The organism is Streptomyces sp. NPDC041200, assembly GCF_055591805.1.
The window spans coordinates 167,704-188,513 of sequence record NZ_JBVIZF010000013.1; the positions used below are offsets into that span (position 1 = coordinate 167,704).

Annotated in this window: 16 protein-coding genes; 10 read left to right on the forward strand and 6 right to left on the reverse strand. The window is 73.4% G+C overall.

Annotated features, from left to right (window positions below; translation table 11 throughout):
• The first annotated feature begins 21 nt into the window (after positions 1 to 21).
• The 8 genes from mmuM (at position 22) to argF (ending at position 12,101) form a co-directional block, all read left to right on the forward strand.
• Entirely contained in the window at positions 22 to 939 is a 918-nt protein-coding gene (gene mmuM, locus ACZ6CL_RS26600) for a homocysteine S-methyltransferase (RefSeq protein WP_468939621.1), read from the forward strand.
• Between the two features lie 34 nt (positions 940 to 973).
• Positions 974 to 2,581, forward strand: a complete 1,608-nt coding sequence (locus tag ACZ6CL_RS26605) for a 3' terminal RNA ribose 2'-O-methyltransferase Hen1 (RefSeq protein ID WP_468939623.1) — start codon at positions 974 to 976, stop codon at positions 2,579 to 2,581.
• On the forward strand, positions 2,578 to 5,181 hold the full coding sequence (locus ACZ6CL_RS26610) for a polynucleotide kinase-phosphatase (RefSeq protein ID WP_468939626.1): 2,604 nt from the start codon (positions 2,578 to 2,580) through the stop codon (positions 5,179 to 5,181). The genes ACZ6CL_RS26605 and ACZ6CL_RS26610 overlap by 4 nt, the downstream gene beginning before the upstream one ends.
• A 289-nt stretch (positions 5,182 to 5,470) precedes the next feature.
• Entirely contained in the window at positions 5,471 to 6,190 is a 720-nt protein-coding gene (locus ACZ6CL_RS26615; RefSeq protein ID WP_385440912.1) for a Crp/Fnr family transcriptional regulator, read from the forward strand.
• 255 nt (positions 6,191 to 6,445) lie between these two features.
• Positions 6,446 to 8,788 (forward strand): hypothetical protein, encoded by a 2,343-nt coding sequence (locus tag ACZ6CL_RS26620; protein ID WP_468939628.1) that lies wholly within the window; start codon positions 6,446 to 6,448, stop codon positions 8,786 to 8,788.
• A 14-nt stretch (positions 8,789 to 8,802) separates the two neighbouring features.
• Positions 8,803 to 9,621, forward strand: a complete 819-nt coding sequence (locus tag ACZ6CL_RS26625) for a hypothetical protein (protein WP_468939630.1) — start codon at positions 8,803 to 8,805, stop codon at positions 9,619 to 9,621.
• 80 nt (positions 9,622 to 9,701) lie between these two features.
• Complete coding sequence (locus ACZ6CL_RS26630; RefSeq protein WP_468939632.1) at positions 9,702 to 10,931, forward strand: arginine deiminase; 1,230 nt, start codon at positions 9,702 to 9,704, stop codon at positions 10,929 to 10,931.
• Positions 10,932 to 11,096: 165 nt separating this feature from the next.
• Positions 11,097 to 12,101, forward strand: coding sequence for an ornithine carbamoyltransferase (gene argF, locus ACZ6CL_RS26635; protein WP_468939634.1), 1,005 nt, complete (start codon positions 11,097 to 11,099; stop codon positions 12,099 to 12,101).
• Between the two features lie 3 nt (positions 12,102 to 12,104).
• Here the strand turns inward: argF and ACZ6CL_RS26640 are convergent, their stop codons facing one another.
• Positions 12,105 to 12,671: an ATP-binding protein gene (locus ACZ6CL_RS26640; RefSeq protein ID WP_468939635.1), complete on the reverse strand. Its 567-nt coding sequence runs from the start codon at positions 12,669 to 12,671 to the stop codon at positions 12,105 to 12,107.
• Between the two features lie 232 nt (positions 12,672 to 12,903).
• Between ACZ6CL_RS26640 and ACZ6CL_RS26645 the strand changes: the two genes are divergently transcribed.
• Together ACZ6CL_RS26645 and ACZ6CL_RS26650 are read left to right on the forward strand one after the other, a co-directional pair.
• On the forward strand, positions 12,904 to 13,731 hold the full coding sequence (locus tag ACZ6CL_RS26645; RefSeq protein ID WP_468939638.1) for an enoyl-CoA hydratase family protein: 828 nt from the start codon (positions 12,904 to 12,906) through the stop codon (positions 13,729 to 13,731).
• Positions 13,728 to 16,049, forward strand: coding sequence for a bifunctional salicylyl-CoA 5-hydroxylase/oxidoreductase (locus ACZ6CL_RS26650; RefSeq protein WP_468939641.1), 2,322 nt, complete (start codon positions 13,728 to 13,730; stop codon positions 16,047 to 16,049). Before ACZ6CL_RS26645 ends, ACZ6CL_RS26650 begins: the two co-directional genes overlap by 4 nt.
• On the opposite strand, the gene ACZ6CL_RS26655 is transcribed toward ACZ6CL_RS26650, so the two are convergent.
• The 5 genes from ACZ6CL_RS26655 to ACZ6CL_RS26675 form a co-directional block, all read right to left on the reverse strand.
• On the reverse strand, positions 16,046 to 16,717 hold the full coding sequence (locus ACZ6CL_RS26655; protein ID WP_468939644.1) for a TetR/AcrR family transcriptional regulator: 672 nt from the start codon (positions 16,715 to 16,717) through the stop codon (positions 16,046 to 16,048). The genes ACZ6CL_RS26650 and ACZ6CL_RS26655 overlap by 4 nt on opposite strands.
• Before the next feature lie 28 nt (positions 16,718 to 16,745).
• Entirely contained in the window at positions 16,746 to 16,940 is a 195-nt protein-coding gene (locus tag ACZ6CL_RS26660) for a ferredoxin (protein WP_468939645.1), read from the reverse strand.
• A gap of 20 nt (positions 16,941 to 16,960) precedes the next feature.
• Positions 16,961 to 18,175, reverse strand: a complete 1,215-nt coding sequence (locus ACZ6CL_RS26665) for a cytochrome P450 (protein ID WP_468939646.1) — start codon at positions 18,173 to 18,175, stop codon at positions 16,961 to 16,963.
• 68 nt (positions 18,176 to 18,243) lie between these two features.
• On the reverse strand, positions 18,244 to 19,089 hold the full coding sequence (locus ACZ6CL_RS26670; protein ID WP_468939649.1) for a PaaX family transcriptional regulator: 846 nt from the start codon (positions 19,087 to 19,089) through the stop codon (positions 18,244 to 18,246).
• On the reverse strand, positions 19,086 to 20,726 hold the full coding sequence (locus ACZ6CL_RS26675) for an AMP-binding protein (RefSeq protein ID WP_468939651.1): 1,641 nt from the start codon (positions 20,724 to 20,726) through the stop codon (positions 19,086 to 19,088). The genes ACZ6CL_RS26670 and ACZ6CL_RS26675 overlap by 4 nt, the downstream gene beginning before the upstream one ends.
• Positions 20,727 to 20,810 lie beyond the last annotated feature (84 nt).

Here is a 20,810-nt window from a genome sequence, read left to right on the forward strand (position 1 = left end):
AACCACCAGGAGTTACCCGTGATGTCTGTCCCACCTACGCCACTGGCCACCGCGATGGAAGGTGGCCCCCTCGTCCTCGACGGCGGGCTGTCCAACCAGTTGGAGGCCCAGGGCTGCGACCTGTCCGACGAGCTGTGGTCGGCCCGGCTGCTCGCCGATGATCCGGGGCAGATCAAGGCGGCGCACGCCGCCTATGTGCGGGCGGGCGCACGGGTGCTCATCACCAGCAGCTACCAGGCCACCTACGAGGGCTTCGCCCACCGGGGCGTGGCGCGCGAGGACGCCACGGCGCTGCTGGGACGCAGCGTCGAGCTGGCGCGCGGCGCGGCCGGGGAAGCGGCCGACCCCGCCGCCCCGGTGTGGGTGGCGGCCTCCGTGGGGCCCTACGGGGCGATGCTGGCCGACGGCAGCGAGTACCGGGGGCGGTACGGGCTGAGCGTGGCCGAGCTGGAGCGGTTCCACCGGCCGAGGATCGAGGCGCTGGTCGCGGCCGGGCCCGATGTGCTCGCCCTGGAGACGGTGCCGGACGCCGACGAGGCGGCGGCCATGCTGCGGGCTGTCGAGGGCTGCGGGGTGCCCGTCTACCTGTCGTACAGCATCGCGGGGGAGGCCACCCGGGCCGGGCAGCCGCTCCGGGACGCGTTCGCCCTGGCCGCCGGGAACGAGCAAGTGATCGCCGTCGGCGTCAACTGCTGTGAGCCGGGCGACGCGGACCGGGCCGTGGAGATAGCGGCCGAGGCCACCGGAAAGCCGGTGATCGTGTATCCGAACAGCGGAGAGGAGTGGGACGCGGCGGCCCGGAGCTGGCGCGGGCGGTCGACCTTCGACCCGGCACGGGTGAAGGCATGGCGGGACGCGGGTGCACGGCTCATAGGCGGCTGCTGCCGGGTGGGTCCGGACCGGATCGCGGAGCTGGCGGGCGTGGTGGGAAACCATTAGGTGAGGGGGAGTCCACCCGGCGATACTCGGACGGGTGTTCTTGACGATAACCACCACCGGCACCCGTGAGCGCCCTGCGACCGACCTGGGGTTCCTGCTGCACAAGCACCCCGACAAGGCGCAGCGGTTCTCGACCTCCCATGGCACCGCGCACGTCCTCTACCCCGAGGCGGACGAGCAGCGCTGCACGGCGGCGCTGCTGCTGGAGGTCGATCCCGTCGCGCTGGTGCGGCGGGGCCGGGGCAAGGGGCGGGGCGGCGCGCCCGACTCCGCGCTCGCCCAGTACGTCAACGACCGTCCGTACGCGGCCTCCTCGCTGCTGGGGGTCGCGCTGAGCACCGTCTTCTCCAGCGCCCTGAGGGGACAGTGCAAGGCGCGGCCCGAGCTGCCGGAGCGGCTGCTTCCGCTCCGGATCGAGGTGCCCGCCCTGCCCGCCCGCGGCGGCGTCACCCTGGTCGAGCGGCTCTTCGCGCCGCTGGGCTGGGCGGTGACGGCCGAGCCGGTGCCGCTGGACGAGCGGTTCCCGCAGTGGGGCGACTCGCGGTACGTACGGCTGGTGCTGGAGGGCGCGCTGCGGCTCGCCGACGCGCTGCGGCATCTGTATGTGCTGCTGCCGGTGCTGGACGACGCGAAGCACTACTGGGTCGCCCCGGACGAGGTGGACAAGCTGCTGCGTTCCGGCGAGGGCTGGCTGGAGCACCACCCCGAGCAGCGGCTGATCAGCAACCGCTATCTGGCCCGCCGCTGGTCGCTGACGCGCAGCGCGATGGAGCGGCTGGAGCTGGCGCGGCTCGCGGAGACGGACGACGCCGAGGTGGAGGAGATCGACAACGCGGTGATCGGTGGCGGAACGGAGGAGTCCGCCGCCGTGTTCGCCGAGCAGGAAGGGCAGCCGGAGTGGACGCGGCAGCCCGAGCGGCCGGAGCAGGGGGAGGGGGACGGAGTGGAGCCGGAGGAGGGGAGTACGCCGCGGCCGGTGCCGCTGGCGGTGCGGCGGCGCGAGGCGATCCTCCGCGCCCTGCGGGAAGCCGGGGCATCCCGGGTGATCGATCTCGGCTGTGGCCAGGGCCAGTTGCTGGGCGAGCTGCTGGGGGACGCGCGGTTCACCGAGATCGTCGGTGTCGATGTGTCGATACGCGCGCTGAACGAGGCGGCGCGGCGGCTGCGCCTGGACCGGATGCCCGAGCGGCAGTCGGCGCGGCTCAAGCTGACGCAGGGCTCGCTCGCGTACACCGACTCCCGGCTGACCGGCTATGACGCGGCGGTGCTCAGCGAGGTGATCGAGCATGTGGATCCGCCCCGGCTGCCCGCCCTGGAGTACGCGGTGTTCGGCGCCGCCCGGCCCACGGCCGTCGTGGTGACCACGCCGAACGTCGAGTACAACGTTCGCTGGGAGACCCTGCCCGCCGGGCAGGTCCGCCACCCCGATCACCGCTTCGAGTGGACGCGCGAGGAGTTCCGCGACTGGGCGCGGGGCGTCGCCGAACGACACGGCTACGCGGTGGAGTTCCGCCCCGTCGGCCCCGAGGACCCCGAGGTGGGGCCGCCGACGCAGCTCGCGCTCTTCCGGCGGGAGGGCGAGGAGACCCGGACCAGCACCACCACGACACCGACCACGACACCGAAGGAGGCCGCCGCATGACCGACACCATGACGCTCGACAGGCCCAGCCTCGGCGTGCCCGACCTGTCCCTCGTGGTCCTCGTCGGCACCACCGGTTCCGGCAAGTCCACCTTCGCCCGGCGCCACTTCCTGCCCACCCAGATCGTCTCCTCCGACGTCTGCCGGGGCCTGGTCTCCGACGACGAGAAGGATCAGAGCGCCACTTCCGACGCCTTCGACCTGCTCCACTACATCGCGGGCAAGCGGCTGGCGGCCGGGCGGCTGACCGTGATCGACGCGACCAACGTCCAGCCCGAGGCCCGCCGTAGCCTGATCCAGCTGGCGCGCGAGCACGACGTCCTCCCGGTCGCGATCGTCCTCGACATCCCCGAGGGCGAATGCGCTCGGCGCAACGCGGCCCGCCCCGACCGGGCCGGTATGCCCACCCACGTCATCCCGCGCCAGCGCCGCGAGCTGCGCCGCTCCCTGAAGTCCCTGGAGCGCGAGGGGTTCCGCAAGGTGCACATCCTGCGCGGAGCCGAGCAGGTCGAGGCCGCGGAGATCGTCACCGAGCGCCGCTACAACGATCTGCGCCACCTCGCCGGTCCGTTCGATGTCATCGGCGACATCCACGGCTGCCGCTCCGAGCTGGAGACCCTGCTGGGCAAGCTCGGATACGCCCTGCGCCGCGACGGGCAGGGCCGCCCGGCCGACGCCGTCCACCCCGAGGGGCGCACCGCCGTCTTCGTAGGCGACCTCGTCGACCGCGGGCCGGACAGCCCCGGGGTGCTGCGCCTGGTGATGGGCATGGTCGCCTCCGGGACGGCGCTGTGCGTTCCCGGTAACCACGAGCACAAGCTCGCCCGCTACCTCAAGGGCCGCAAGGTCAAGCTCACCCACGGTCTCGCCGAGACGGTCGAGCAGCTGGACCGCGAGCACACCGCGGACCCGGAGTTCGCCGACCGGGCCCGGGAGTTCATCGAGTCGCTGGTCAGCCACTATGTGCTGGACGGCGGGGCGCTGGTGGTCTGTCACGCCGGGCTGCCGGAGAAGTACCACGGCCGCACCTCGGGGCGGGTGCGTTCGCACGCGCTGTACGGGGAGACGACCGGTGAGACCGATGAGTTCGGCCTGCCGGTGCGCTACCCATGGGCCGAGGACTACCGGGGCCGCGCCGCGGTCGTCTACGGCCACACGCCCACCCCCAAGGCGTCCTGGCTCAACAACACCCTCTGCCTGGACACGGGTTGTGTCTTCGGCGGCCGGATGACCGCGCTGCGCTGGCCGGAGCGCGAGATCGTGGACGTCCCGGCCGAGCAGGTCTGGTACGAGCCGGTCAGACCGCTGGGCAACGAGGCCCAGGGCGGCACCGAGGGCCGTCCGCTCGACCTCGCCGATGTGCGCGGCCGCCGTGTCGTCGAGACCCGGCACATGGGCCGGATCGCGGTCAAGGAGGAGAACGCGGCGGCCGCCCTGGAGGTCATGAGCCGCTTCGCCGTCGACCCCCGGCTGCTCGCCTACCTCCCGCCGACCATGGCGCCCGCCGCCACCTCTGGTGAAGCTGGCTACTTGGAGCACCCCGCGGAGGCGTTCGCCGCCTACCGCGCGGACGGGGTGCGCCAAGTGATCTGCGAGGAGAAGCACATGGGCTCCCGGGCGGTGGCGCTGGTCTGCCGCGACGCGGAGGTGGCGAAGGAGCGCTTCGGGGCGCCCGAGGGCGTATCCGGCATGGTGTACACCCGCACCGGGCGGCCCTTCTTCGACGACCCGCGGCTGGCCGAGTCCGTCCTCGGCGGGGTGCGCGGCGGCATCGAGGGCGCCGGTCTGTGGCAGGAGCTGGAGACCGACTGGCTGCTGCTGGACACCGAGTTGATGCCGTGGTCGCTCAAGGCCGCGGGGCTGCTGCGCAACCAGTACGCGGCGGTGGGCGCGGCCTCGGGCGCGGTCTTCCCCGGGGTGCTCTCGGCGCTGGAGGGCGCGGCGGCGCGCGGCGTCGAGGTGTCCGCGCTCCTCGACAAGCAGCGCGGGCGGGCCGTGGACGCGGCCGCGTTCACCGAGGCGTACCGGCGCTACTGCTGGCCGGTCGACGGGCTGGACGGGATACGGATGGCTCCGTTCCAGATCCTGGCCGCCCAGGGCCGCAGCCTCGCCTCGCTCCCGCACGACCGGCAACTCGCCCTGGTCGACCGCATGATCGAGGCGGAGAGGCCCGTGCCGGAGGGCGGTCCGCTGCTCGCCCCCACCCGCCGCCTCGTCGTCGACACCGAGGACGACGCGTCGGTGGCCGAGGGCGTCGCGTGGTGGCTGGAGCTGACGGAGGCGGGTGGCGAGGGCATGGTCGTCAAACCGCTCCAGGGCTTCGTCCGCAAGGGTGACGGCCGACTGGTCCAGCCGGGCGTCAAATGCCGGGGCCGGGAGTATCTGCGGATCATCTATGGCCCGGAGTACACCCGCCCGGAGAACCTGGACCGGTTGCGCCAGCGTCACCTCGGCCACAAGCGCTCGCTCGCCCTGCGGGAGTACGCGCTGGGCCTGGAGGCGCTGGACCGGCTGGCGGACGGTGAGCCGCTGTGGCGGGTGCACGAGGCGGTGTTCGCGGTGCTGGCCCTGGAGTCGGAACCGGTGGACCCACGGTTGTAGCCCCGCGGCCAGCGCGGCGGCCAGCGCCGCGGCGTCGTCCCGGCGGCGGCCTCGAAGCGCCGTTCGAAGCGCCGGGCCGGCGTTCGGGGGCGGGTGTGGGTGTCCGGATGGCGCTCGGCGAACAGCGCCGGGATTGCAGGGGTGTTCGAACGGATTCCGCCGCAGGTCCGTCCGGGGGTGCTGGTTCCGTCCGGGGCCATTGACGTGCCCGTGCCATCTGCCTAGCGTGCTCGCCATACCCATCGGTTCTCCGCAACCTGACGAGTGTCCCAGTGAGGCGGGAGGGCGGATGAGTCTTTTCGAGGACGGTCGGCCTTTTCTGTACGCGCTCCCCGCCGACGACCGGCGCGCCCTGCTCGCGCTCGGCAGCCCGCGGACGTACGGCCCCTCCGAGGTCGTTCTGCGTGAGCACGACCGCACCACCTTCGTCGTCGCGATCGTCTCCGGCTGGGCCACCGTCTCCGTGGAGACCGAGCGCGGGGTGCGGCTGATCCTGGCGTTGCGGGGTGCGGGTGAGGTGGTGGGGGACCAGGCCGCGGTGGATCACGGTTCGCGCAGCGCCACCGTCACCGCGCTCGGCCGGATGGAGGCGGTCGTGGTCTCCGGCGACCGGTTCCGCGCCTATCTGGCCGCGCGGCCGGTCGCGACCGTGCTGATCATGCGTCAGTTCAGCTCCCGGCTGCGCAGCTCCGACGGCGAACGGCGCTCCCTCGCCTCCGAGAAGGTGCTCCAGCGGCTGGCCGCGCGGCTGGTCGAGATCGCCGAACGCACCGGCCATGCCGGTCCCGGCGGGGCCATCGCCGTCGATCTGCCGCTGCCGCAGCACGACATCGCGGCCGCCGTGGGGTCGACCCGGGAGGCCGTCGCCAAGGCGCTGCGGCTGCTGCGCGACCAGGGCGTCGTACGGACCGCCTCGCGCCGCTTCGAGGTGCAGGACATCGGACTGCTGCGGCTGCTGGCCGAGGGGCGCGCGACCGGGGAGCACATCCCGGCGCGCCCCTGTGAATGAGCGCGGGCGCGCACGTCCCGCGAATACGCGCGACTGTGTAAACGGCTACAGCCCCCGTCCCGCCCCCGGCCCACCCTGGTGGAGGCACAGGCGAACGGGACCGTGTGCGACGGGGGTGCACACGGCCCAGCGCCTGGCACCGGAGAAGGGCGGCGGGACGGATCGGGGGAGAGGTCTCGCCGCCCGCTTCGGGTCTCCTTCCAGGACGCCACCCCCGAGGACGTACGGGGACCACGGCATGAAGGGCGGCGGGCGATGAGCGGACCGGACGGCATCGGCATCCCGGCGGACCCGGGCCCGCGGCGGCTGGACCTCCCGAGGGGCGGCCCACTGGACGGCGTGGGCGAGGCGGGCGGCGCCCGCACGGCGCGCGAGGCGCGCGCACATCTGCGCCTGACCGACGGCCCGTCGCGTTCGTTCGGCGGCGACGAACACCGTCCGCTCCCCGAAGGCCCGGTCACCCGCGAGGAGCTGGCGCTGCTGCGCCGGGTCTACCGGCCCGCACCCGGCTACGCCGACATGCGGGAGCTGCTGCGGCGCACCCACCTCCTCGCCCTGTGCGGCGAGCCCGGCACCGGCCGCACCTGGACCGGCCTCGCACTCCTCGCCGAGGCAACGGGCCACGGAGGACCGGCGGACGTGGCCGCCGCCTTGGCCCGTCCGGCCGGGCCGACTGGCTCGGCCGCGCCCACCGCCTTGGTCGGGCTCGCTGGGCTGACTGGCCCGGCCGCATCCGCCGTGTCGGCCGGGCCCGCCGAATCGGCCGTCTCGGTCGGGCCCGCTGGGCCGTCTGGCGCGGCCGGGCCCGTTGACTCGACCGCACCCGCCGCACCCGCCGCACCCGCCGCACCCGCCGCACCCGCCGCACCCGCCGGGCACGCCGCACCCGCCGACCCGGCCGAACCGCTCGTCATTCGGCTTGGGGCTGGCGATCTCCTCGGCCTCTTCTCCGAGGGGCTTCCCGGCGGGCGGCAGGTCGAGCGCGGCCGGGGCTATCTGCTCGAACTCCCCGCCGACGACGTCCCCGATCGCCTCGGGCCCCTCGTGGACCGGCTGTGCGCCCGCTTCGCCGAGCGCGGGGCGTTCGGCGTCGTTCTGGTCGCGGGTGGTCCGGTCGCCGACCGGTTGCTGAGTGCCCGCCGTCACGCCGTACCGTACGAGCCCCCGGACGCCGCCGAGGTGCTGGACCGGCAGCTGGTCGAGCTGCTCGCCGACAAGCCCGCCGAGTTGCTGGTCCTCGCCCGCGCCACCGCCGCCCGTCCCGATGTGGCCGACGCTCTCGGGCTGGACGAGCCGCGTCCCGGGGAGGCCGCCCGGTTCGCCCGGCAGCTCGCCGCCCACGCCGAGGGGCGGCTGTCCGACGAAGGGCTGCTGGAGCGCTGCCGGGCCTTCGCCCCGGACCAGGCCCGCGCGTGGTTCGACGGCGCGGGGCGCCCCGGAACCCTGCCCGCCGCGCTGCCCGCCCTGCGGACGGCGGCGCTGCGGATCGCGCTCGCCGTCTTCAACGGCTCAGCGCACAGCCTCACCGCCGAGGCCGCCGAGCTGCTGACCTGGGAGCTGGCCGTGACGCTCGACCCCCAGTACGCGCCCGGGCGCCTGCTGTTCGCCGCCCGCCCCGGGGCCGGGCTCGCCGCGGCGCGCGCGGTGTGCGGCGACGGCGTGGAGGACCTGGGCGACGCGTCGGTCCCGGTCCGCGCCGTCCGCTTCCAGGGGCGGCGGCTGGCGTCCGCGGTGCTGTACGAGGCGTGGGACGGCCACCACAACGTCCGCGGCCCGATGGCCCGCTGGCTGCGCGCCCTGTGTGACGACCCGCGCCCCCAGGTGTGGGTGCGCGCGGCGGTCGCCGCGGGCGTGCTCTGCGCCCGCGACTATCTGTACGGCTTCGTCGAACTGCTGCTGCCGCTGGCCCGCGCCGAGAGCCCGGTGCAGCGGATGGCGGCCGCCACCGCGCTCGCCGAGGCGTCCCGCGACGACGGCGTACGGCCCGCCGTGGACGGCCTGTTGCGCGGCTGGGCGCTCGGCGACGACGCACGCGAGCGCGAGACGGCGGTCCTCGCCCACGGCTACGGCCTCGCCGCTGGCTCCGTCCAGGCGTCCCTGGAGGAGCTGGCCCGGCTGGCGGACGAGGACGACGGCCGGATCACCTCGTACAGCGTGCTGCGCCTGCTGGCCGGGACGGAGTCCGACGCCGTGCTCGGCGTGCTCATCGACTGGCTGCACGACACCCGGCGGCCGCGCCGGGACCTCGCGCTGCTGACGGTGCTGCGCGCCGTCACCACCCGCACCTCGCATCTGTGGGGGCTGGGCGAGGTGCCGGAGCTGGAGCCGTACGCCACCTGGCCGTTGGCCACCGCGCTGCTGGCCGCCCGCCCGGACAGCACACCGCGGCTCGCCGAACTCCTGCGGGCCGCCCTGACCTGGGCCCGGTCGGCGGCCGCGGCCGAAGACGCGCTGGTCGGCTGGATCCGGCAGGCTGCCCGCGACGACCGCCAGCTGGCGGTGTTGTACGGCTTCCTGCCCCGGCTGGCGCACGACGGTGACGAACCGCTCGACGTACGGGCGGCCACCCGGATCCAGGAGGTGCTGGAAGCGCTGTGAGGAGAGGGACGTCGATGGTGAAGGACACGGAGTACACGCAGGACACGGAGTACACGCAGGACACGGAGCACACGCAGGACACCGAGCACACGCAGGACACGCAACGCGACCACGCGCCGGTGAGCGCCGTACGCACCCTGCGCACCCTGCACGAGGCGCTGCGCCACGGCGGCGACGCCCTCCCCGCGGCGCTGCGCGAGGCCGACGACGGGCTGCTGCTGAGCGCGCTCGACGCGGGGCTGCCCGCCGACCGGGCCACCCGCGTCGTCGTCGAACTGGTGCGCCGCGCCCCCGAGCGCGGGCCACGGCTCGCCGACGCGGTCTGCGAGAAGGTGCTGATCGCCCACCTCTACCTCGATCAGCCGGGTGGGGGCGGCCGGCTGCGGGTGCGCAACGCGCTGATGCTGTACGAGGGCCTGGTACGCCCGTACGCCGACCGGGGTGCCGTCCCCGAGCTGATGGCGTGCGTCCTGCCCGGGCTGTGGGCGGCGGGCGACGGCGCGGGGCGCGAGGTGGTGCGCCGTATCGTCGCCACGCGGCAGGTCACCGGCTTCGGCGAGAAGGGCTGGAAGGCGCTGTTCGGCGGCCTGGCCGAGGAGTGCCGGGAGCATGAGAAGTGCCGGGAGCCAGCGGAAGCCGCCTCCCGCGCGGCGACCGCCTCCCGCGACGCCCGTCGGCCCCTCCCTCGCCCCCTCCGGCGGCCTGCCCGCCGCCGCGGCGGGGCGGAGGACGGCGGCCGTATCGATCTTCAGCCCGGTCAGCTCTGGGTCTCGGCCCTGCTCGGCTTCCTGGCCGTGGCCCTCGTCCTGATCGTCATCCTGGCCGCGGTCTAGCCGGGGCCCCGGGCAGGGCCTTGGTCACGACTTGTGTCGCGGGTCATCCGCACCGGGCCCGGAGCGGCGAAGATGGAATCATGGGATTCCATGTGGACTCGGAGGCCGGGCGGCTGCGCCGCGTCATTCTGCACCGTCCCGATCTGGAGCTGAAGCGGCTCACCCCCACCAACCGGGACGCGCTCCTCTTCGACGACGTGCTGTGGGTGCGCCGGGCCCGCCAGGAGCACGACGGATTCGCGGACGTGCTGCGCGACCGGGGCGTCGAGGTCCATCTGTTCGGTGACCTGCTGGCCGAGAGCCTGGCCCTGCCGGTGGCGCGCTCCCTGGTGCTGGACCGGGTCTTCGACGAGAAGGAGTACGGCCCGCTGGCCACCGACCGGCTCCGCGAGGCCTTCGACGAGCTGACCGCCCCGGAGCTGACCGAGGCGCTGATCGGCGGCATGACGAAGCGCGAGTATCTGGCACGGTTCCCCGAGCCGGTCTCCATCCGCTTCCACGCCATGGAGCCCGACGACTTCCTGGTGAACCCGCTCCCCAATCACCTCTTCACCCGGGACGCCTCCGCCTGGGTGTACGACGGGGTGGCCATCAACGCGATGCGCTGGCCCGCCCGCTGGCACGAGACGGTGCACTACGAGGCCGTCTACCGCCATCACCCCCTCTTCGCGGACGACGACTTCCACGTCTGGTCGGAGGGCCAGGCCGCGTACCCCTCGACGATCGAGGGCGGCGACGTCCTGGTGATCGGCAAGGGCGCGGTGCTGATCGGCATGAGCGAGCGGACCACCCCGCAGGCGGTGGAGATGCTGGCGCACCGGCTCTTCGAGGCCGGTTCCGCCCGTACGATCGTGGCGCTCGACATGCCCAAGGGGCGCGCGTTCATGCACCTCGACACGGTGATGACGATGGTCGACGGGGACACCTTCACCCAGTACGCGGGGCTCGGGATGCTCCGCTCGTACACCATCGAGCCGGGCGCGGGCAGCCGGGAGCTGAAGGTCACCGACCATCCGCCGGAGCACATGCACCGGGCCATAGCCGCCGCCCTCGGCCTGGACGCCATCCGGGTGCTCACCGCCACCCAGGACGTGCACGCGGCGGAGCGCGAGCAGTGGGACGACGGCTGCAACGTGCTCGCGGTCGAGCCGGGCGTGGTGGTCGCGTACGAGCGGAACGCGACCACCAACACCTTCCTGCGCAAGCGCGGTATCGAGGTCATCGACATCCCGGGCAGCGAGCTGGGCCGCGGCCGGGGCGGGCCGCGCTGTATGAGCTGCCCCGTCGAGCGGGACGCCGTGGAGCGGTAACGGGGAGCCCCAGGGAAGCATCACCGGACTCGCCACCCGGGGGTTACCCCACGGCCTCCGCATATATACAGTGTCTCGTATATGCTTCCATAGTTTTTCGGCCGCAGTGGTGTGCGCTGCGGCCCTCTCGACCCGCTCGACCGCCGCGATCTAGGAGCCCACCCCATGGCGATTGACCTCACCGGCCGCCACTTCCTCAAGGAGCTGGACTTCACAGCGGAGGAGTTCCGGCACCTGGTCGACCTGTCGGCCGAGCTGAAGGCGGCCAAGCGCGCGGGCACGGAGGTGCGACGGCTCCAGGGCAGGAACATCGCCCTGATCTTCGAGAAGACCTCCACCCGCACCCGTTGCGCCTTCGAGGTCGCCGCCGCCGACCAGGGCGCCTCGACCACGTACCTCGACCCGACCGGCTCGCAGATCGGCCACAAGGAGTCGGTCAAGGACACGGCGCGGGTGCTCGGCCGGATGTACGACGCGATCGAGTATCGCGGGCACGGCCAGGGCGTCGTCGAGGCGCTGGCCACCCACGCCGGAGTGCCGGTCTACAACGGTCTCACCGACGAGTGGCACCCCACCCAGATGCTCGCCGACATCCTCACCATGGCCGAGCACAGCGAGAAGCCGCTGGACCGGATCGCCTACGCCTACCTCGGCGACGCCCGGTACAACATGGGCAACTCCTACCTCGTCACCGGCGCCCTGCTGGGCATGGACGTCCGGATCGTCGCGCCCAAGCTGCTGTGGCCGGACAACACCATCGTGGAGCTGGCGCGCCAGATGGCCGCGGCCTCCGGCGCCCGGATCACGCTCACCGAGGACGTCGAAGAGGGCGTGCGCGGCGCGGACTACGTCGCCACCGACGTCTGGGTGTCCATGGGCGAGCCGAAGGAGGTGTGGGACGAGCGGATAGCGCTGCTCGGGCCGTACGCGGTGACGATGGACGTGCTGCGCGCCACCGGCAACGACGCCGTGAAGTTCCTCCACTGCCTCCCGGCCTTCCACGACCTCGGTACGGACGTCGGCCGGGAGATCTACGAGCGGCACGGGCTGACCGAGCTGGAGGTCACCGAGGAGGTCTTCGAGTCGGAGCACTCGGTCGTCTTCGACGAGGCGGAGAACCGTATGCACACCATCAAGGCGGTGCTGGTCGCGACGCTCGGCGGGGCGTAGCGGTCAGCCCTCCGTGGCGTCCGTGGGTCCCGTGGGTTCCGCGGCTTCCGCCGGAGGGAGCGTGAACCAGACGGCCTTGCCGTAGGGGGTGGGGCGGTAGCCGGTGTCCGCGCTGAGGGCGCGGATGAGCAGCAGCCCGCGTCCCCTTTCGGCGAGGCTGTCGGGTCTTTTGGGGCCCTTGGGGCGCCCCGGGACCTCCCCCTCGGGCGCGGGGCCGTCCCCGTCCGGCGCAGGGGCGTCCCGGCCGGGCGCAGGGCCGTTCCCGTCGAGGACGGGGGTGCCGTCCCCGCCGCTGAATCCGCCGGGCGGCGTCGGGTCCTGGTCGTGCACCTCGACCTGCCAGTCGCCGGTCGGCACCAGCTCCACCACCAGCTCTATCGGCTCGTCCCCGGCCGTGTGCTGCACCGCGTTGGCGACCAGCTCGGCCGTCAGCAGCTCCGCCGTGTCGCCGTTCACGGGCGCGCCGATGTCCGCCAGCGTGTTGCGGATCAGGGCACGGGCCAGCGGCACCGCGGCCGTCGTGTGCGGCAGTGCGAAGCGCCAGGTGGCGGCGTGCAGGGGTTCGGGCACGTACGGGTTCCAGACGGTCGGCGTGGAGCGGAAATACCGCAGCCCTTGACGGTATGAAGCGGACGATAGTGCCGGAAGGGACCACGGACCACTCTTGGGAGGACTTTCGCCCTATCGCGCACTCGTGACGACAGTCACAGAGCGGTGATAACTTCGAAGGGCAAGCCAGGCAGACACCCAGGCAAGGCACCCGGCACACCCAGCCCTCCGGCTGAAGGAGGCCATGGCCCCCATGAGTCCGTTCACCGGTTCCGCGCCCCGCACCGAGGACTGGCGGCATCTGCGCCTCACCCTCGACGAAGGCGTCGCCACCGTCACCCTCGCCCGCCCCGAGAAGCTCAACGCGCTCACCTTCGGCGCGTACGCCGATCTGCGCGATCTCCTCGCCGAGCTGGCCCGCGACGGCTCCGTACGGGCCCTCGTGCTCGGCGGGGAGGGCCGCGGCTTCTGCTCCGGCGGCGACGTCGACGAGATCATCGGCGCCACCCTCGCCATGGACACCCGTCAGCTGCTCGACTTCAACCGGATGACCGGGCAGGTGGTCCGCGCGCTGCGGGAGTGCCCCTTCCCGGTGGTGGCCGCCGTGCACGGCGCCGCCGCGGGCGCGGGCGCCGTCCTCGCCCTCGCCGCCGACTTCCGGGTCGCCGACCCCTCCGCCCGCTTCTCGTTCCTCTTCACCAAGGTCGGGCTCTCCGGCGGCGACATGGGCGCCGCCTATCTGCTGCCCCGCGTGGTGGGGCTCGGCCACGCCACCCGGCTGCTGATGCTCGGCGAACCGGTCCGCGCCCCCGAGGCCGAGCGCATCGGCCTGATCAGCGTGCTGGCCGACGAGGGGCAGGCCGGGAACGAGGCGGCGGCGCTCGCCCGGCGGCTGGCCGACGGGCCCTCCCTCGCCCTCGCCCAGACCAAGGCGCTGCTCACCGCCGAACTCGACATGCCGCTGTCCGCCGCGATCGAGATGGACGCGTCGACGCAGGCGCTGCTGATGACCGGCGCGGACTACGCCGAGTTCCACGCCGCGTTCACCGCCCGCCGCGCCCCGCGCTGGCAGGGCCGATGACCACCGCGCCGAGCCGCGTCGAGCAGGGCCGCGTCGAGCAGGGCCGCCCGCTCCGTGTCGCCGTCGTCGGCGGCGGCCCCGGCGGCCTCTACGCGGCGGCCCTGCTCGCCCGCCTCGACCCGCGGCGCGAGATCACCGTCTGGGAGCGGGGCAGTCCCGACGAGACGTTCGGCTTCGGAGTCGTCCTCTCCGACGAGACCCTCGGCGGCATCGAACACGCCGACCCGGCCGTCTACGCCGCCCTCCGTGAGGAGTTCGTCCGCTGGGACGACATCGACGTGGCCCACCGCGGCCACGTCCTCACCTCCGGCGGCCACGGCTTCGCCGCCCTCGGCCGCCGCCGTCTGCTGCGCATCCTCCACGCACGCTGCCAGGCCCTCGGCGTACGGCTCCGGTTCCGCACCCCGGCGCCGCCCGCCGAGCAGCTGTCCCGTACGTACGACCTGGTCATCGCGGCCGACGGGGCGGGCAGCGCCACCCGCCAGGCCTTCGCCGACGCCTTCCGCCCCCGCGTCACCACCCACCGCTGCCGCTACATCTGGCTCGCCGCCGACATCGCCTTCGACGCCTTCCGCTTCGAGATCGCCGAGACCGAGCACGGCGTCATGCAGCTCCACGGCTATCCGTACGAGTCGGGCGCCAGCACCGTCATCATCGAGACCCGCGAAGAGGTGTGGCGGCGGGCCGGGCTCGACCAGTGCGCCGAGCGCGAGTCCACCGAGCGCTGCGCCAAGCTCTTCACCGACGCCCTCGGCGGCCACCCGCTGCGCGGCAACCACTCCCAGTGGACCGCGTTCCGCACGGTCGTCAACGAGCGCTGGTCACACGGCAATACGGTCCTCATCGGCGACGCCGCCCACACCGCCCACTTCTCCATCGGCTCCGGCACCAAACTCGCCGTCGAGGACGCCCTCGCCCTCGCCGCCTGCCTCGAGGAGCACCCCGCCCTCCCTGACGCGCTCGCCGCGTACGAGGCCGAGCGGCGCCCGGTCGTCGCGTCCACCCAGCGGGCGGCCCGCGCCAGCCTGGAGTGGTTCGAGAACCTGGAGCTGTATCTGGACCAGCCGCCCCGGCAGTTCGCCTTCAACCTCCTCACCCGCAGCCGCCGCGTCACCCACGACAACCTGCGGATGCGTGACGCGGAGTTCGTCGAGGGAGTGGAGCGCGAGGCCGCCGTTCCGGCCGCCACCCCGCCCATGTTCACCCCCTTCCGCCTCCGCGGCCTCACCCTCCGCAACCGCGTCGTCGTGTCCCCCATGGACATGTACTCCGCCGCCCACGACGGCACCCCCGGCGACTTCCACCTCGTCCACCTCGGCGGCCGGGCGCTCGGCGGGGCCGGGCTGGTGATGACGGAGATGGTCTGCGTGAGCCCGGAGGGCCGTATCACCCCCGGCTGCACCGGCCTCTACGCCGACGCGCACGAAACCGCTTGGCGCCGCGTCACCGACTTCGCGCACGAGCGGTCCCCGGGCGTGGCCGTCGGCGTCCAGCTCGGCCACAGCGGGCGCAAGGGCTCCACCCGGCTCATGTGGGAGGGCATCGACGCGCCCCTCCCGCACGGCAACTGGCCCCTCGTCGCCCCCTCGCCCCTCCCGTACCGCCCCGGCGTCAACCAGACCCCGCGCGCCCTCGACGCCGCCGGTCTCGCCGCCGTCCGCGACCAGTTCGTCCGCGCTGCCGAGCGCGCCGCCCGCGCGGGCTTCGACCTCCTCGAACTGCACTGCGCGCACGGCTACTTGCTCTCCAGCTTCCTCTCCCCGCTCACCAACCACCGCACCGACGCCTACGGCGGCTCCCTCGACGCCCGCCTCCGCTACCCGTTGGAGGTCTTCGACGCCGTCCGCGCCGTCTGGCCCGGCGACCGCCCCATGACGGTCCGTATCTCCGCCACCGACTGGGCCGATGGCGGCACCACGGCGGACGACGCGGTCGCCATCGCCGCCGCCTTCACCGCCCATGGCGCCGACGCCATCGACGTCTCCACCGGCCAGGTCGTCCCCGACGAGAGCCCTGATTACGGCCGCTCCTACCAGACGCCCTACGCCGACCGCGTCCGCAACGAACTCGGGGTCCCCGTCATCGCCGTCGGCGCCATCTCCTCCTGGGACGACGTCAACTCCCTGATCCTGGCGGGCCGCGCCGACCTCTGCGCCCTCGCCCGCCCCCACCTCTACGACCCCCACTGGACCCTGCACGCCGCCGCCGACCAGAACTACACCGGCCCCGCCGCCCCATGGCCCCTCCCGTACCAGGCGGGCAGCCGCACACCCCCGACGGGCCGCACGGACGCCCCGCGGCCTCGACTCGCGCTCTAGAGGGGTCCGAGCAGGGCGGTGGTGAGCCCGCACAGCGCGGTGATCAGGTCCTGGCTCAGCACGCGCCACGACTCCTCCGCCCCGGCCGGGTCGACGCGGCCGTTGGCCAGGTCGTACTCCAGCTCGGCGAAGGCGTGCACCGAGAGCTGGCGCACCATGGCACCGTGCCGCGCGAAGAGATCGGGGCGGATGTCGTCCCGGCGAATGGCTCCGATCTCGCCCAGGAGGCGGAGCGACGGCGTGTCCAGATGCTCCCGTACGACATAGTCGCGGAGCGCGGGTTCGACCAGGGCCTGGGCGAAGAAGCGCGCGCTCCACGTGGGGGTGCCCGCTTCGATATGGGTCTCGACGGTCGGCAGGATGAGGCAGCGGTAGTGCTCCTCCAAGGACACGGTGTCCTGCCCGCGCAGCGCCTCCACCATGGCGATGCGGTGCTTCTCGACGAGAGCGGTATGCGTCGACAGGATCGTCCTGATGAGCCCGTCACGGCTCTCGAAGTGGTACTGCACAGCGGAGTTGTTGCGCTGCCCGGCTGCCTCGCTGATCTGCCTGACCGAGACGTTGGCGAAGCCGCGCTCGGCGTAGAGCCGCTCGGCGGTGCGCATGAGTTTGTCCCGCGCGAGCACCGAGCGTGCGGACGGCGGGGCAGCCGGGCCGGGAAGCGTCATTCCGCAGGAGTCATTCCGCTGGAGGGGATCATTCCGACAGGCTGATGGCCCCGGTCGGGCACACCGAGGCGGCCTCACGGACGGCTTCGTGGTGTTCCGGCGGCGGAGCGCCGTCCAGCACGATCACGATTCCGTCCTCCTCCCGCTGGTCGAAGACCTGGTCGGCCCTGACCGCGCACATCCCGCTGCCGCAGCAGAGCCCCTCGTCAGCAGTGACCTTCATGCTACCTTCCTCGCCCTCCGTCACCAGGTGACCCACATGTCCTCGAACCCGCCCGCGGCGACCCCCTCGCGGACGCGGAGCGTCTCCGGAGCGTCCCGCAGCCGCAGCTCGGGCAGCCGCCTGACGAACGTCCCCAGCACCACCTGGAGTTCCACCCGGGCGAGCGTCTGGCCGACGCAGAAGTGCGGTCCCGCGCCGAAGGCGAGGTGCTGGGCATTGTTCTCGCGGCGCGGATCGAACCGGTCGGGCTCGGGGAACTTGCGCTCGTCCCGGTTGGCGGCGTGCAGATTGACGAACAGCGTGCTCCCGGCGCCCACCGGCTCCCCGCCGACCTCCGTGTCCTCGGTGATGAACCGGGGGATGCCCACCCCGCCGTTCGCGTCCATCCGCAGGGCTTCCTCCACCACGCCCGGCACCAGCCCCGGATCGGCGAGCACCGCTTCGTAGCGCTCCCGCTCCGAGAGCAGCATCGCCGTCATCTTCAGGATCATGTTGGACGTGGTCTCGTGCCCCGCCAGCAGGAGGCCGACCGCGGTGGAGATCAGCTCGTCGTGGCTGAGCCGCCCGTCCTCGCTGTCGGAGATCTGCGTCAGCTCACTGAGCAGGTCATCGCCCGGTTCCGCCCGCTTGCGCTCGACCAGATCCGACGCATAGGCGTGGAAGTCCCGCTGCGCCTCGTCCACTTCGGCCTGGGTGTACCGCGTCAGCGTCAGCAGCACCTCAGACCAGCGCGCGAACCGGTCCTGGTCCTCGCTCGGCGCGCCCAGCAGCGCGCAGATGACCTGCACCGGCAGCGGAAGCGCCAGCGCCGCGCGCAGATCCGCGGGCGACCCCTTGGCCACCATGTCGTCCACCAGCGCGTCGGCCATCTCCTGCACGCGCGGCCGCCACGCCTCCATCTTCTTCACCGTGAACGCCCGGCTGATCAGCCGCCGCCACCGCCGGTGCCCCGGCCCCTCCTTGTTGTCCACCTCCCCCGGCGAGGGACGGCTGAACATGCCACCGTCCTCGGTGGTCGACATGCGCGCCGCGCCCTTCCGGTCGAGGTTCCGGCTGAACCGCTGATCGGTCAGCAGCCCGCGCACCTCGTCGTATCCGGTCAGCAGACCGACGACATCCCCACTGGGCATCCGCACATGCGCCACGGGACACCCGGCCCGCGTCTCGGCCCACTCCCGCGGGGGCTCCAGCACGTTCGGCTGCTCGAAGGGGTAGTCAGGAATGGCTTCAGTCATGGGGGGACTCCTCCGGTGTCGGGGACCTCTGAGCACCGTAAGACGATCGTCTTATTAAATCAACGGACTTAGCGGATTGCGTCGATCGTCCCGTGCAGTGCGGCCTCGGCGTACTCCGCGCCCGCGTCGCGCAACCGCTCGTGCAGGGCCGTGAAGACCTCGGCGGCTCGGGCGCCCGGCCAGTCGGGCGGGAGCAGCGATGGGGGAAGGCCGGGGTCGGCGTAGGGGAGGTGGCGCCAGGAGTCGAGGGCCAGGAGGTAGTCGCGGTACGCGGCCTCGGGGGCGGGGGTGTGCCCCCGGATCCAGTGGGTGAGGACCGGTTCGTGGGTGGTGAGGAACGCGTGGTGGAGGGAGGCGAGTTCGTCCAGGTCCCACCAGCGGCTGACCGCCTCGGCGGTGGGGGTGAAGCCCGCGTGGTCGCCGCGGAAGAGGTCGACGTACGAGGAGAGACCGAGGCGTTCCAGGGTGTGGCGGGTCTCGTCGTAGAGGCGGTCCGGGGCGATCCAGACGCCGGGGGCGGCGGTGCCGAAGCCGAGGCGGGAGAGGCGGGAGCGGAGCAAGTGGCGCTTGTTGCGCTCCTGTTCGGGGACGGAGAAGACGGCGAGCAGCCAGCGGTCGGGCCCGGCGGCGGGGCGGGGGTAGATGCGGTGGTCGCCGTCGTCGAGGAGCTGGCGGGCGTCGGCGGACAGGGCGTACCCGGCGGCGCCGGTGGCGGTGCGGTCGGCGACCAGCAGGCCGCGCCGCTTGAGGCGGGAGACGGCGGAGCGCACCGAGGGCGGGTCGACGCCGACCGCGCCGAGCAGCCGGATGAGGGCGGCGACGGGCACCGGCTCGGCCGGGCGGCCGGGGGTGCCGCGCCCGTAGGCGCCGTAGTGGGTGACGATGAGGGAGCGCGGGGTGTGCTGGCCGTTCACGGGGTCACTGTAGAGCCGTCGCGTAGGCGGTAGCGCTGGAGCTTGCCGGTGGCGGTGCGGGGGAGTGCGTCGAGGAAGACGAAGCGGCGCGGGCACTTGTAGGGGGTGAGTTCGGCGGTGGTGTGGGCTTTGAGGGCGGCTATGGTCTCCTCGGTGCGCGGGACGCCCGCCCGCAGCACCACATGGGCGACGACGATCGTGCCGCGCTCCGCGTCCGGCTGCCCGGTGACCGCGGCTTCGGTCACGTCGGGGTGGCGCAGCAGGGCGTCCTCGACCTCGGGTCCGGCGATGTTGTACCCGGACGAGATGATCATGTCGTCGGCGCGTGCCACGTAGCGGAAGTAGCCGTCCGGGTCGCGGATATAGGTGTCGCCGGTGAGGTTCCAGCCGTCGCGTACGTAGCCGCGCTGGCGCTCGTCCGCCAGGTAGCGGCAGCCGGTCGGGCCGCGCACGGCGAGCAGGCCCGGTTCGCCGTCGGGGACCGGGCGCAGGTCGGCGTCGACCACCCGCGCCTCGTAGCCGGGCACCGGAACCCCGGTCGTGCCCGGGCGGATCGCGTCGTCGGCGGCGGACAGGAAGATGTGGAGCAGCTCGGTGGCGCCGATGCCGTTGATGACGCGCAGCCCCGTCGTCTCGTGCCAGTCGTGCCAGGTGGCGGCGGGCAGGTTCTCCCCGGCGGAGACGCAGCGGCGCAGCGAGGAGATGTCGTACGCCCCGGGTTCGGCACGCAGCCGGTGCAGCATCGCCCGGTAGGCGGTCGGCGCGGTGAACAGCACGGACACCCGGTGCCGTGCGATGTCGCCGAGCAGCCGCTCAGGACCGCCGCCCCGGTCGGTCAGCAGCGCCGACGCCCCGGCGCGCAGCGGGAAGACGACGAGACCGCCGAGGCCGAAGGTGAAGCCGAGCGGTGGGCTGCCCGCGAACACGTCGTCGGGGGTGGGCCGCAGCACCTGCGCCGAGAAGGTGTCGGCGATGGCGAGGACGTCGCGGTGGAAGTGCATACAGCCCTTGGGCCGCCCGGTGGTTCCCGAGGTGAAGGCGATGAGGGCGACATCGTCGGCGGAGGTCGGCACGGCCTCGTACGAGGCGGGCGCGGCGGCCGCGAGCCGCAGCAGGTCGTCCGGCGCGTCGCCGCCGTACGTGAGGGTGCGCAGCCCCGGCACCTCCGCCCTGACCAGGTCGTCCGCGCACCGCGCGTCGCACAGCGCGTGCCCGACCCGGGCGATGTCGCAGATGGTGGCCAGTTCGCGGGACCGCTGGGCGGCCAGGACGGTCACCGCGACCGCGCCCGCCTTCATGACGGCAAGCCAGCAGGCGGCCAGCCAGGGGGAAGTGGGGCCGCGCAGCAGCACCCGGTTGCCGGGAACGACGCCGAGCGTGGTGGTGAGGGTGTGCGCGATGCGGTCGACGTGCGCGCGCAGCTGCCCGTACGTCCACACCGCTCCGGAGCCGTCGCGCACGGCGGCCCGCTCCGGTCCGTACCGCTCCACGGTGCGATCCAGTAACTCCGCCCCGCAGTTGAGCCGGTCGGGGCGGCGGGGCCCCGGCTGGTCGAGCAGGAGCCCGGGCCACTGGTCCGCGGGCGGGAGATGGTCACGGGCGAAGGTGTCGACGTGTGCCGAAGGGCTGAGCTTCATCGAGGATGCGCCCCCTGCCTGCCCGATGTGCCTGCCGGATGGCTGTCTGAAGCCGCTTTGTCAGCGTAACGTGATGGTGACGAC

Bases quoted from the DNA above. Each gene is read 5' to 3' on its own strand.
- ACZ6CL_RS26655 (WP_468939644.1), bottom strand. From the start codon at position 16,717: ATGACGCTTCCCGGCCCGGCTGCCCCGCCGTCCGCACGCTCGGTGCTC.
- ACZ6CL_RS26660 (WP_468939645.1), bottom strand. From the start codon at position 16,940: ATGAAGGTCACTGCTGACGAGGGGCTCTGCTGCGGCAGCGGGATGTGC.
- ACZ6CL_RS26645 (WP_468939638.1), top strand. From the start codon at position 12,904: ATGAGTCCGTTCACCGGTTCCGCGCCCCGCACCGAGGACTGGCGGCAT.
- ACZ6CL_RS26630 (WP_468939632.1), top strand. From the start codon at position 9,702: ATGGGATTCCATGTGGACTCGGAGGCCGGGCGGCTGCGCCGCGTCATT.
- ACZ6CL_RS26610 (WP_468939626.1), top strand. From the start codon at position 2,578: ATGACCGACACCATGACGCTCGACAGGCCCAGCCTCGGCGTGCCCGAC.
- ACZ6CL_RS26625 (WP_468939630.1), top strand. From the start codon at position 8,803: ATGGTGAAGGACACGGAGTACACGCAGGACACGGAGTACACGCAGGAC.
- argF (WP_468939634.1), top strand. From the start codon at position 11,097: ATGGCGATTGACCTCACCGGCCGCCACTTCCTCAAGGAGCTGGACTTC.
- ACZ6CL_RS26615 (WP_385440912.1), top strand. From the start codon at position 5,471: ATGAGTCTTTTCGAGGACGGTCGGCCTTTTCTGTACGCGCTCCCCGCC.
- ACZ6CL_RS26675 (WP_468939651.1), bottom strand. From the start codon at position 20,726: ATGAAGCTCAGCCCTTCGGCACACGTCGACACCTTCGCCCGTGACCAT.
- mmuM (WP_468939621.1), top strand. From the start codon at position 22: ATGTCTGTCCCACCTACGCCACTGGCCACCGCGATGGAAGGTGGCCCC.
- ACZ6CL_RS26650 (WP_468939641.1), top strand. From the start codon at position 13,728: ATGACCACCGCGCCGAGCCGCGTCGAGCAGGGCCGCGTCGAGCAGGGC.
- ACZ6CL_RS26665 (WP_468939646.1), bottom strand. From the start codon at position 18,175: ATGACTGAAGCCATTCCTGACTACCCCTTCGAGCAGCCGAACGTGCTG.
- ACZ6CL_RS26620 (WP_468939628.1), top strand. From the start codon at position 6,446: ATGAGCGGACCGGACGGCATCGGCATCCCGGCGGACCCGGGCCCGCGG.